Genomic DNA, 12,431 nt, shown 5'->3' with positions numbered 1-12,431 from the left:
GGAGATGCCTACGCGCACTTACCGTTTTCTCGAACAACCAGCTCGAATCGCATCAACGCAGGCCAGCGAGGGCGACTTCGCTGGCTTTTTTCATTCTTTGAAAGCATAGAAAGGGTAGTGCAGCGATGGCAACATTCCATTTTCAGATCAAGAGTGGCCGCAAGGGAACCGCGAGTGATCATGCGAGCTACATCGCTCGTAAGGGATTTCACAGTAAGCGGGGCGATCTGGTCTACGCGAGTCATGGGAATCTTCCAGACTGGACGGGAGACGATCCCGATGTGCTGTGGCGGGCAGTGGACAGGTACGATCGAAAGAACGCGGCAGCCTATCGTGAAGCGATAGTTGCCTTGCCTGGCGAACTGACGCCCAAACAAAACGAGGCGCTCGCGGTTGAAGTGGTGGAGAAACTCACGCCGGGCAAGCCGTATCAGGTGGCAATCCACGCACCCTTGTCCTCACTCGAAGGCGTGTCGAATCGACATCTTCACCTGATGACGTGCGATCGGATGGATGACGGAATTGAGCGCCCTGCGGAGCGCTTCTTCTCCCGGCACAACGCCACACGACCCGAACAGGGCGGACGCCGGAAGTCGGGTGGGGGGCGCAATCGAATGCAGCTCAGGGACGAGCTCATTGCGGTACGGAAGGAGGTTGCGGACACGATCAACCGCCATCTTGAGTTGCATGGTCATGCCGTACGAGTCGACCACCGTACTCTCAAGGCGCAAGGCGTGGCCAGGACGGCTGAGCGTCACCTCGGGCAAGCCCGGATCAGGGGTATGTCGGCTGAGGGCAGGGAGCAGTTCGTCTCGCTGCGCCATAAGCGCAAGTCGGATGCCGAATGATGCGAAATGCGTGTGCATTGGCGCTTTGGGCTCCGGCAGCGCTCCAGGCAGTGGTGGCGCCGTAAAGGACGGATCTCGCTTTCGTCGGACACGGCATCCTCCCCTCTTGGGCGGATGAACATACCAGCCGTCTTTGCAAGTCGGCCGATTGATTTGAGCGCTTCAACGGATGGCATTCCGAGAGCTGGTCAACGCTCACTCTAGCAAACTGACATTGGGCGAGTGGGGCCACTTGGCGGCGCGGATGGCGGCGGAGAAGGTCTGGCACAAGCCGTAAAAGTACGCGGTGCACGCGCCAACATCATTCTTGGAGGGGCAGACCAACCCCAACGCTTACCTTATTGACCCGGAAAGCCTGCCGGATGGGATCGAGCGACCAGCGACGAATGTTTGCGCGCTGCAACCCGAACGATCCTGCGAGGCGAGGATGCAGGAAGGGCAATTCGGGCAGAACTCGAGCGGAACTCCGAGGCGACTTGGTGTGAAAGCGCAAGGCGCTCGCAGGTGTCCAGAACGAGCTCTCGGCGATGAAGCGGTGCGCAGCCAGAGCCGATCACCGAACATTAAGGGAGACAGGGCCGAAACGCCAAGATGCGCGTCATCTGGGCCGGGCGATGATCAGCCGACTATCGGCGAGGGGAAAGTCTTGGCACGTCGACAGACGAAGGGCCGGCAGGTCCTAATTTTGCAGCTGCTCCGGCCTGGGACGATGCGCGCAGGCCGTCCTGCATCACGTGGTCGTCGCCGGTACAGCGTCAACGAGGCCGCGTACGCTTCAGGCGCCTTGCTATTCCTGCTAGCAATAGCAGGAATAGCAGGGTGCCCTGAGGTCAGACAAAGAAAAGCCGACCGGCGGAGCCGGTCGGCGGGGTTGCAACCATACCGCTGTCAGTCGGACTGCTGGCTGTAGTAGATCAGTCTCGGTCCCGGGCACAAGTACGTCGTCTTGTTAATGGTTTGCAAATGAAATCTGCCTTGCTGCTCCAGAATGGCGAGTGCGGGTTCCAGTGCCGCCTTCTTTCTGAGGCTCGAGAAGCAGCGCTGCTGGAGAGAAGTCTTCTTCCATCCGGGTTCGCCGTAGTGTGGCGGATGTTGTTCCAGCCAATGAGCAAGTTGGTCTGCCAGGAACTGCGCAGATGGCAGGTAATTGAACAGGTACTGGAAGTCCTCGGTTTCGTCATTGTAGAAGGACCTTGCCGCCATGAGCGTGTCCATGGAGATTCCCCCTTCGAAGTCTTCGAACACGTGGGCAGCAGCAGCAAAGCGCCCCACTTTGTCTGCCAGACGGTTGGCGTAATCCCGCGCGTACTGAAACCTCCCATTGGGATTCATTTCGCGCTCGACCCAGTTTGCGTACGCCAGGTACTCTCGTGTTGCATCGGGGCCGAACTTGACCCTGCGACGTTTACAGTTCGGCTCGCCTGCCGCACGCCTCGACGCCATCAGGAGTTCGCGAACGCGTTCATTGAAGCGCTGCCTATGGTTGGTCGGGATATCAATGGTGTCGTAGGTGCGACAACCTTGGGTTGATCGCATCAAGCAAACGGTCATTCGCGCAGCCAGGCCGGAGTCGCGAAAATCATCTCCCATGGCCGCAAGGAACTCGAAGGTGCGTTTGGGTTGAGAATGTGCAGACACGCAGAGACGCTTGTCCTTCAGCGAGATACTGTTGTTCCCGCGGTCGTAGAAGTAGTCCTCGCCGCTGTAGAGGTTGCAGAGGAGAGTCTGATCCTTGAACAGCGCACCTTTAAGGAGACTCATGCCCTCGGTGGAGTGCACGCATGCTGATGGGAAGCCTGCCAAGCCGAGTTTCAGCGCGACGAGCGACGTGTCCTGGTACAAGAATCGAGTGCGGTAGGGTCGCTGTGGTCGCTGTGTTTCGTGTTCTTTGAGCGTGTTCGTCAAGCGATCCTGGTCCAGGCCGCCCCCAATGAGCGACGCGCGCAAGCGCTTCTCGATGATCTTCCCTTTAATTTCCCAGACCTTCATGCCAACAGCGTGTTCGATCCTAGCGCTGGCGTTTGCTTCCGACTAATTGTCGCGGAAGGCGAAGAGCTCACTAAAGAAACAGGAATCGACAGCTGACTTGCGTTCACCCGTTTCGCCAATGATGAGCGAGATGTTCGTGAGCGGAGAGGTTCCGCCATCCGGCCTTTCAAAGTCAGCCAGACCTTGCACTGCGGAGAACATAGCGTTGACCGCACAATGGGTCACCATCTTGATGGGCGCTTGCGTGGCGAGCTCTGTCTCGTTCACGGCTCCTCTGAGAATGGGCAACGGGAGATTTGCCCATTGAGTCGCGACGTGGAAGGGGATGTGGAAGATGGACATGTCAGTCGTCCTCCGCTTCTGTGGGGCCAGTTTCGGGGAATTCCCCGACCTCGGCGGGTGTGTGCGCTACCTCTTCCATCGGGTTCGCAATAGCCTGCTTGCAGTGCGGGCAGGTGCTCTCACTTTCCTCTACAGTCATCGCGGCCAACAGTTTGTCGAATAGCGCGGGGTACAGCTTCAGGCCGCCTTCGGAAAGGATCTTGATGATCTGCTTGTTCTTCATCCCGTTGTGCTTAGCCGTGACGACAGCAGGATAGAAGGCCTGGAACTCATCCAACTTCTGGTTGAACGGACTGCCCCCCTGGGTGGTCAGCAGTCGAATCGCTTTCTCGGCGCGCGTTTCCCTGGCCTCGCCGCCCTTAGCGGCGAAGTTGATGTCAGTCTTCATGGTCTTGTCCCTTAAGAGTTCTTGGCCGCTGCTTCGCAGTGGCGCAGCCAGGCGATTACGGCGCCCAGCTTCCAGCGCTTGTGGCCAGTGCCGTTGGAAGAGGACGGTATGGGCTTCGGGAACAGAGGGTCGTAGCTAGCGTCGTCTACGTCCATGCGAGCGTAGAACTTGCTCTTGCCCTCATCGAGGAATTCCCACACGCGCTGGGGCCGCATGCGGCGTTCCATTTCGGGATGGCTAAGGTCTACAGCTTCGAGCACCAGCTCGGAGCGGCTCGGGCGCTCAGCGCTCGGTGGAAGGTGGGTGTAAGTGGTTGTCTTCGTCCGCCGGGCCTTGGTCGCCTTGGCGAGACGGTTCGTCTCGGAATGCATCTTCAGTCTCCAGGTTTGATTTGGCGTTGCAGGGCCCTTGCAACGGCGTCGATCCTGGAGTGTTCGGAGAGTGTCTGAAATCCTTAGCGCGCTGACCCTTTACGGCGTCGCATAATTGTGGTTAGCCAGTCCGGTTGGGCATCAGGCGAGCGCACTCCCTCCGGTCTGATGAGGGTTCGGCCCGAGGCCGCGGTGTTTCCGGTCTGCAAACCCATGAATCGCAAGAAGCTCAGAATGGCTTCTTGATCTGGGTACGTGTCCCGTGTCTGCCCTAGTGCACAGTGCGCTGACCAGTAGAGCTTTGAGGCAGTCAGTAGCGCCAGCATGGCTGGCGTTACCGAAGTTGATAGGAGTCGTTTCGAGTGGGGCAGCGCAGTAGGATCACAAGCGTCGATTGCAAACGCGAGAAGCGAGTTAGGCTTGGACGTCTTTCCGCAGAGATCTAAGAAGTCCTCTTGCAGATAGTTGCTAGCACCAGCTCTACGCCGTGCTTTCTCGGAGACGTCGGGTTCATTAGCATTCCGCCAGAAAATCCTGTTCGCATCGACCAGCTCCGTCAGCTTGCCTGAGACGTAAGATGGCAACTCGTCCACTATGCGTTCGTTGTCTAGGAAGAGATCGTCAATGAAGGCGTATGTCCTCAGGCCGACAATGAAGGTGTCTACGTCTACGTCACGAGCGTAGACGTTAACCGGGGCAACCTTTACCGAAATGGGGTCGTGCGCGCTCCAGTCGCCTTCGTCTGCGGAGGTGATCTTTTTGTAAGCCGAGATGTGCCATCCATCCGGCCGGAGGCTGCTGCCGAATCGCCCCCGAGTCGGCGATAACAGCTCTCCTCCGATCATCTGCTTGTAAATGACGGCTTTGAAGAAGGCCTGCTCCACCCCTAGGCCAGCCGCGAGCTTGGCACAGTCGTCGGCTGCCAGAACCAGACCCATTACGCCCGATTCCGGCATAGAGATGGGTTGAGCTTCGTACGGCAGTGGGACAGCCCGGTTGCCGATGAAATCCTCGTGGACAGAGTAGAAGTGCGCTTCACGAGGTGGCAAGGTGAACAGTCGGAGAGCACCCGAGGCCCCGTGATGGAGTAGCGTCCTCGCGGGTATGGCGAGCCGTCTTGCCCACTCTGCCAAGGGCTGAAAATCTTGTTCGCTGGGACTCAGGATGATGTCGTGGAGTGACACTGTTGCTAGCGCGCTGTGGCTGGATCCGACAGTCTACGTGGGCATGCTGGGCCGGGCGCCTGGCTACCGCTGGAATTCCGATTCAGGCCGGACTGATCCGTTCCTAGCCGCGCCAAAAGTGAGTCAGGTTGTGAGTCGCGCCAGATCATGAAATAGCGAAATGTATTGATGATCAACAGGTTGTGCGATTAATTCGATTGATGGTGGGCCACCACTCGCAAGCCCGCAGGTGATGCCATGTGCTATTCAGCCCAGGTCCGCGCCGAGCACAGGAAGTTCCTGCGCCAGACCGGCGCCACGATGGAGCTCAAGGATTACGTGCGCCTGTACTGGACGGACAAGGGCGACGCCGGCGCGAAGCGGCCGAAAGTGGCGCGCGCGCTGGAGATCGGCTTCCTGCGCGACGGCCCGCCTGAAGTCGCGGACCTCATCCGCCAATGGGATGCGCGCGAGATGTCCGCGCTGGAACAGGAACTGTTCAAGCAGCGCAAGCGCGTGGCCGATGGCGAGCGCAGCCTGCAGGCCAAGGTGACGAAGAAGGCACAGGAAGACATGCGCATCGGCATGGCCAAGGTCGAACAGATCAGGGGCCGCATCGACGCGCTGAAACGCAGCGAGCCGAAGCCCGATGACGCGCGCATCTACCCCGGCCACTACACGCATGTGCTGGTCAGCGAGGGTGGCAAGCGGGTGATGCGCCCGATGCGCTACCAGTGCCGGCCCGCGGGAAAGCCGGCCTTCTACGACCGCAAGTTCCCGGGCACGTACAACGCGCGCCGCGACAGCTTGGAGGGCTTCTGGAAACCGCAGTTCGGCCGCCACCACGCGCTGATGGTGGCCGACGTGTTCTACGAGAACGTCGCAGCGCCCGACGGCCGCAACCAGGTGCTGGCCTTCACCCCGCGCACCGGCGAGCCGATGCTGATCGCCTGCCTGTGGTCGCACTGGACCGATCCCGCCGGCGTCGAGCCGGACCTTGATTCATTCGCCGCGATCACCGATGACCCGGAGCCCGAAGTGGTCGCCGCGGGCCACGACCGCACCGTCATCAACATCAGGCCCGAGCACATCGATGCGTGGTTGAACCCGGATCCGGCCAACCTGCAGGCGCTGTATGCGATCTTCGATGATCGCCAGCATCCGTTCTACGAGCATCGGGAGGCTGCGTAATGCGACACGAACTGAGCCGGGCGTTGGCCGGACTCGATCGCGGACTACGCCACGAGCACTGGCACGGGAAGACGTTCGCCGCGTTCTGGGACTGGTTCAACGCCAGTTCGATGGAGATCGAGGCACAGGCAGCCGAAGCCGAGCTTGGACCGGTGCGCGCTGCCTTGCGCGACCTGCGGGCCAGCGCCGATGACGCCGGCTATGCGGTGCCTGCCGAGCGCCTTGGGGAAATCATCGAACCGCCCATGTGAGCCGCGAGCACGGCCGCGCGCCCGGCTGGCGCAGGTCCGGCGCACGGCGAATTGTCGCCGCGCCCATTTGGGCGCAAGCTCGCCCGGCCATCAACGGGGAGAGCGGGAATGCGCATCGAGTCGAAGCGGGCGGCGCTGGCCGTCGCACTGGCTGTCATCGTTGCAAGCAACATGGGGCACGCAGCAGACGGAGCCACGTCCGGGCCCGCAACCACGCCCGCAGCCGGCGCAGAGGCCTCGTCCGAGTCGCCCTCGGCCACCCCGCGTGGCACCACCTTCGTGCTGCCAGGTGGCTGGGCGCAGCGCGTGCAGGGCACCGCGGTGTTCGTGACCCCGCCGGAAGCCGATGGCTCGCGCATTGTGATCGTCGATGCCGCTGCGGACACCGCGGATGCGGCGATCGCGGAAGCCTGGGCCATCGCCGGAATGACGCCGAAGTTCCTCGTCGCCACCGATGCCGCGCCGCGCGACGGCTGGGAGCATCGCCGGTTCTACGATTACGACGTCGCCGCCAACGCCAAGCGCGTGGTCAGCGGCGCCGCCTACCGGCGCGGCGACGCATGGACCGTGGTGCTGGCGGACGTCGACCAGGCCATCGCCGAGAAGCGCGGCTCCCAGCTCGGCAAGATCTACCAGCGCCTGCAGCCGGCGGGTTACACCCGCGAGTCCTTCGCCGGCCGCACCGCGCACAAGCTCGATGCCGCCCGCCTTCGGCAGGTGGCGGACTTCGTGGAACGCATGCGCAAGGATTTCGACGTGCCTGGCGTGGCCGTCGGAATCGTGCAGGACGGCGAGGTGGTGCTGTCTCAGGGCTTTGGCGTGCGCGAGCTTGGCAAGCCGGCGCCTGTCACCGGTGACACGCGCTTCATGATCGCCTCCAACACCAAGGCGCTGACCACGCTGATGCTGGCCAAGCTTGTGGATGCCGGCAAGCTGGACTGGAATGCGAAGGCGCGCGACATCTACCCGGCGTTCCGCCTCGGCGATGACGCCACCACCGACCAGGTGCTGGTGAAGCACCTGATCTGCGCCTGCACCGGCGTGCCGCGCCAGGACTTCGAATGGCTGTTCGAAGGAGAGAAGCAGACCCCGCAAACGGTCATGACCACGCTCGGCACCATGCAGCCGACCAGCGGATTCGGCGAGCTGTTCCAGTACTCCAACCCGATGGCCGCGGCTGCGGGCTACATCGGCGGCCAGGTCGCGCATCCCGGCAGCGAGCTCGGCGCGGGCTACGACCAGGCCATGCAGGAGCTGGTGTTCGATCCGCTCGGCATGCGCAACACCACCTTCGACTACTCGGCAGCGCAGACCGGTGACTTCGCCGCGCCGCACGGCTACGACATCCGCCGCCAGGTCGAGGTGATGGGCATGGGCCTCAACGAGACCGTGCGCGCATCGCGCCCGGCGGGCGCCGCGTGGGGCACGGTCAACGACCTGCTGAAGTACGTGCAGATGGAAATCGACCACGGCACCTTGCCCGACGGCAGCCGCTACATCGGCGAGGCCGCGCTGCTCGAGCGCCGCGAACCGCAGATCGCCACCGGCGTGGACCGCCATTACGCCATGGCGCTGGCGGTGGACCGCAGCGACGGCGTGACCGTGGTCGACCACGGCGGCGACATGGGCGGCTTCCACTCCAACATGATGTGGTGGCCCGAGCAGAAGGTGGGCGCGGTGATCCTCACCAACGCCGACGAGGGCGTGCACCTGCGCGGCCCGCTCAAGCGCCGCCTGATGGAGCTGATGTTCGACGGCGAACCGCAGGCCGAAGCCGTCGCCGAGGCCAACGCCAAGGCCAGCCGAGAAGGCTTCGCGGCGTTCGTCAAGCTGCTGCAGGTGCCGGCGGACGCGGACGCGCTCGCCGCACTGGCACCGCGCTATCGCAATGCCGCGCTGGGTGACCTCGTTGTCACGCGCAAGGACGGCAAGGCCTGGTTCGACGTGGGTGCGTTCCAGTCGGAAGTGACGACGATGCCGCAGCCCGATGGCAGCCTGGCATTCATGACGATCGATCCCGTGGCGATCGGGTTCCTGTTCACGCGCGCGGACGCGGATGGGGTGCGCAAGCTGGTGGTGCGCGATGGACAGCATGAGTACGTATTTGAGGGGGTGGAGTGAGCGAGGGGCACTCCTGGCCGCCGCGTGGAAAGCTGTGCCGGTGCGCTCGCGCCGAGAAATCCCCTAATGGATCGGGACGTCGAGAAACACCCCGAGGTCATCCCGCCCCCGCAACCCGCGCCACCATCGCCGGGGTATGCCCGCAAACCCATACCGCGCGCCCGCCACGCCACCCGCGATCGCCGCGGTGGTATCGGTGTCATTGCCGAACGCCACCGCCCGGCGCACGCAGCTTTCAAAATCATCCGTCCCGATGACCGCCGCCCTCGCCGACCACAACGAATCAACGACGTAGCCCGTGCCGTTGCACCGCGTGCCATGCACTGGATCGAGCACGAGCTCGACTTCTGGCGGCGGCATCGCGAGTAACGCCGCCAACCCGCGAAGCGTGGCCACCGCCTCGTCCCACGCATCATCCAAATCGGCAAGCGTGCGCCGCACCCACAGGCAGTACAGCGCACACGCGATCTGCGAGCGGGCGTGTCCATGGGTCGGCAGCGACTGCCGCATCGCAAGGCGGCACAACTCGTCGTCCGGTCCTGTGTGCCAGAGCGCGATCGGCAACACCCGCATCAGCGAGCCATTGCCGTTGTCACGCTCGCCGGCAGGTCCTGCCGACTCGGGCGGCACGCCTGCGCCAAGCCGATCGAGCGCACGGCTGGTCTGGATGCCGATGTCGAAGACATCGCCATCGACAGCGCAGTAACCCTCGTCGCGCCAGCGCAGCAGGCCTTCCGCGAAATGGTCGAGGTCCAGCCCGCCGCATTCGAACAGGCTGTAGGCAAGCACCAGCGCCTGCGCGCCATCGTCGCTCCAGCTACCGGGTGCGATGCGTGCGTGTGCACGACGGAATCCCACGGGCGGATCGAACTCGATCAGCTCCACCGGCGGCAATGCCTGAGGCGGATGAAACTCGTAGGGCACGCCCAGCGCATCGCCAACGAGCAGGCCGACAAGACTCCCGGCGATGCGATCCCGGCGGCGCTGCTTCAGCCCCGTCGTCTCCTGTGATACCTGCATTCGCTCCCCCCGGGCGAGTGTGTGCAGCTAGTCTCGCAGCGCCCGATACGCATGCCAACTCGCATGCCCCAGCACCGGGTAGATCACCACCAGGCCGAGCAATGCGGTTGCGATGCCGATCGCGGTGAGCACCACGATCAGCAGCGCCCATGCGGCGCTCGCCACCGGGTGCCGCGCCACCGCATGCAGGCTGCCGCGCATCGCGTCACCGGCGCTCAGGTGCCTGTCGAGCATCAGCGGCACGGCGATCACCGAGATGGCGAAGCTCAGCACCGCCAGCACGCCGCCCATCACGGCCCAGGCGAACCATTGGCCGGACGACATCATCTGCAGGGTGTTGTCCCACAGCGTCTGTTCGACGGCGGGAGCCACCGGGCCCATGGTCGCGGTCAGCAGCCAGGTGGAGACCAGCAGCCAGACGGCCGCAATCGCCAGCAGGGTGATGGCGAAGTGCTCCAGCGCGGAGCGGTTGCGGCTCAGTGCGCGCAGCGAGGTGTCGAAGGTGGGCCTGTCGCCGGCCTCCATGGCGCGCGAGGCTTCGATCAATCCCGCGCCCACGATCGGCCCGAGCAGGAGGAAGCCGGACACTGCCGCGGCAATGAAATAAGGGTGGTTGCCCAGTGCGAACACCAGCCAACCCATCACCGCCACCATCAGTCCGTAGGCGATGCCCAGGGCAGGTGCGCGCCGGAAATCACGGAAGCCGCGCGCAAGCCAGCGCAGGGGTTCGGCAAGCGGGAGGTGTTGGGCAGCGTGGCCCGGATGCGAGGGCAGGGTGCCGGAATGCAGCGTCGCCATGGCGTACTCCTGGAAGGAAGGTACAGGCCTTGTCGACCGCGATTTTACCACCGCGGCCCGGCACCGGCGCACCGCCTGGCGCGGCCGCGCTCGCCTCTCGGGGCTATTCAGCGCGCAGGATCCACTTCGCCGTAACGATTCATCCCCGAGCCGCCATTCGAGCCCGCGTCGTACACGAAGCCATACACCTGACGTCCGTCGGCGTTGCGGACCGGTCGGCCGCGCACCCACTGCGCGTTGACGTCGCCGACCTGCAGTCCGGCCGGCTGCCACTGGCCAGCAGCGGTACTCGCGGCATGGAAGATGCTGCCCGTTCCCTGCTCGATGAAGAGCACTTGGACCTTGCCGTCCAGCGCGATCGCGTCCGCGCCGGTCTGGTCGGAATCGACCGCGTTCTGCACCACGCGCCGTTCGCTGACGCGCGTGGCCTTGCCGATGCGCGCGCGGGCGTCGATGCGCCGTTCCCAGAGGTGGCCGCTCGCCGTGCGGTACAGCACCGCAACGCTGTCGGTGTCCGGCAAGTACACCAGCGGCAGGATCGATCCCACGTCGCCCTCGCCCGTGTCCAGGTTGTCGGCGAGCTGTTGCCGCGGGCTGAGTTGACCATCCGCGGCGATGCGGCGGTACCAGGCGGTGCCGTCGTTGCCGGTGTAGGCCAGGTGCACCACGTCGTGCTTGCCGGTGGCCAGCATCGGCCCGGACAGGCCGCGCGCCGTGTCGGCATCGATGACCGTTTCCGCGCCCCACTGGCCGTCGCGCGTGCGGATCCGGTAGTGGATCCGCTGCGGTCCGCCATACACCCCCACCAGGCTGCCATCGGACCGGCTGGCCAGCGCGGCGACCTGGGTGGGTGGCTTGCCAGGCGCGGCCACCGGTTCGTCGCGGACGGCCCAGGTATCGGGATGCGTGGGGTGGTCGGAGGTGCGGAACGCGTGGTGCCAGACCTGCGCGGTCTGGTGGAGCATGTGCACGGTGTCGGCGGCGAACGCGGTGGCGAAGCCTTCGAGGTCGTCGGTGGCCGGCCGGTGCGCGCCGTCCACCTCGCGCCAGCTGCGGCCGCCGTCGCTGGACTTCACCATCATCAGCACGTTGGTGGTTTCGGCGGGTTCGATGACGAAGTACAGGTCGCCGTTGAACGCCTGCCACGGGCCGATGGGACCAGGCGTCTCCACGAACGTGCCGCCGAGGTGGAACGCCGGCACCTGCAGGGTGACCGCGGGTGCCACGTCGGCCTCGCATGCGCCACGGGTGTCGACCATGCGGAACTGGAAGCGGTCGCCGGTGTCGTTGCTCGCCGCGCCGTCGGCGTAGCGGCGGATCACCAGCGGCCATTCCCATTCGGACTGCACGCCGGCGCCGGTGAAGGGTGGCGTCGTGGCCTCGTGCACCACGCCGGCACCGCCACCGAAGGCGGCGCGCGAGCCGGGCAGGAGGTCTTCGCTGCGATCGCCGTGCGCGTACTCCTCGTTGACCACCACGCTCACCGGCGGGGTCAGCAACGGGTAGGGCACATCGGCGGCCTCGATGTCGGTCCACGCGCCGTCGTTGCGCCGGTACTGCAGCCAGAACCTGCGGGCCAGGTCCGATCCGGTTTCCAGCTCGATGCGCAGACGGAACGGCTGGTCGGCGGTGACGGTTGCGCGTTCGTCGAGCGCGCCGGCCCAGCCCGTGTCGGCGTTGAGTGCGGCCTCGAAATCGGCGCGCACGCGGAACGCACGGTGGTGGCAGCTGGCGGCACTGTCCGTGGTCGAGGGCGCGTGCCCGACGATGTTTGCCGATGGCCCCGGCCCGGGTTGCGCGCTGGCATTCAACGCGGCCGACATGGCCAGCATCAGGGTGGTCAGGGCAACGCGGCGGCGGCTCGGCATGGCATGGACCTGCAGGACATCGTGATTCAAGCCGACACGGTAGCGGCCGGACATGTCATTGCGATGGCGGCGCGGACAGTG

General features: G+C 64.4%; 10 protein-coding genes and 1 pseudogene. 4 read left to right on the top strand and 7 right to left on the bottom strand.

The window, feature by feature from the left end:
• Positions 1 to 125: 125 nt before the first annotated feature.
• Positions 126 to 848, top strand: a complete 723-nt coding sequence (locus IDM46_RS12265) for a MobA/MobL family protein (protein WP_185115893.1) — start codon at positions 126 to 128, stop codon at positions 846 to 848.
• 888 nt (positions 849 to 1,736) lie between these two features.
• Here IDM46_RS12265 and IDM46_RS12260 read toward each other — a convergent pair.
• The 4 genes and pseudogenes from IDM46_RS12260 to IDM46_RS12240 form a co-directional block, all read right to left on the bottom strand.
• Positions 1,737 to 3,179: pseudogene (locus IDM46_RS12260) on the bottom strand (DUF3987 domain-containing protein).
• Position 3,180: 1 nt separating this feature from the next.
• Positions 3,181 to 3,567, bottom strand: coding sequence for a hypothetical protein (locus IDM46_RS12250; protein WP_185115888.1), 387 nt, complete (start codon positions 3,565 to 3,567; stop codon positions 3,181 to 3,183).
• Between the two features lie 11 nt (positions 3,568 to 3,578).
• Positions 3,579 to 3,938, bottom strand: coding sequence for a hypothetical protein (locus IDM46_RS12245; protein WP_185115886.1), 360 nt, complete (start codon positions 3,936 to 3,938; stop codon positions 3,579 to 3,581).
• Positions 3,939 to 4,021: 83 nt separating this feature from the next.
• Positions 4,022 to 4,876: a hypothetical protein gene (locus tag IDM46_RS12240; protein WP_185115885.1), complete on the bottom strand. Its 855-nt coding sequence runs from the start codon at positions 4,874 to 4,876 to the stop codon at positions 4,022 to 4,024.
• A 483-nt stretch (positions 4,877 to 5,359) separates the two neighbouring features.
• On the opposite strand from IDM46_RS12240, the gene IDM46_RS12235 reads away from it, so the two are divergent.
• The 3 genes from IDM46_RS12235 to IDM46_RS12225 all read left to right on the top strand — a co-directional run bounded on the left by IDM46_RS12235 (position 5,360) and on the right by IDM46_RS12225 (position 8,664).
• A complete protein-coding gene (locus IDM46_RS12235; protein ID WP_185115884.1) occupies positions 5,360 to 6,292 on the top strand; it encodes an SOS response-associated peptidase family protein in 933 nt (310 codons plus the stop codon).
• A complete protein-coding gene (locus IDM46_RS12230; protein WP_185115882.1) occupies positions 6,292 to 6,543 on the top strand; it encodes a hypothetical protein in 252 nt (83 codons plus the stop codon). The genes IDM46_RS12235 and IDM46_RS12230 overlap by 1 nt, the downstream gene beginning before the upstream one ends.
• A gap of 108 nt (positions 6,544 to 6,651) precedes the next feature.
• Entirely contained in the window at positions 6,652 to 8,664 is a 2,013-nt protein-coding gene (locus IDM46_RS12225; protein ID WP_223877974.1) for a serine hydrolase domain-containing protein, read from the top strand.
• A 63-nt stretch (positions 8,665 to 8,727) separates the two neighbouring features.
• On the opposite strand, the gene IDM46_RS12220 is transcribed toward IDM46_RS12225, so the two are convergent.
• The 3 genes from IDM46_RS12220 to IDM46_RS12210 form a co-directional block, all read right to left on the bottom strand.
• Entirely contained in the window at positions 8,728 to 9,684 is a 957-nt protein-coding gene (locus IDM46_RS12220; RefSeq protein WP_185115880.1) for an ADP-ribosylglycohydrolase family protein, read from the bottom strand.
• A gap of 27 nt (positions 9,685 to 9,711) precedes the next feature.
• Positions 9,712 to 10,482, bottom strand: coding sequence for a DUF2189 domain-containing protein (locus IDM46_RS12215; protein WP_185115879.1), 771 nt, complete (start codon positions 10,480 to 10,482; stop codon positions 9,712 to 9,714).
• A gap of 107 nt (positions 10,483 to 10,589) precedes the next feature.
• Positions 10,590 to 12,380 carry a hypothetical protein gene (locus IDM46_RS12210; protein WP_221441889.1) on the bottom strand — a complete coding sequence of 597 codons (1,791 nt, stop codon included), beginning with the start codon at positions 12,378 to 12,380 and terminating at the stop codon, positions 10,590 to 10,592.
• Positions 12,381 to 12,431: the final 51 nt, after the last annotated feature.

It is taken from the genome of Luteimonas sp. MC1825, from assembly GCF_014764385.1.
Taxonomy (GTDB): domain Bacteria; phylum Pseudomonadota; class Gammaproteobacteria; order Xanthomonadales; family Xanthomonadaceae; genus Luteimonas.
The sequence above is the reverse complement of the archived record's forward strand: the minus strand, read 5'-3'. Positions and strand labels throughout refer to the sequence as shown.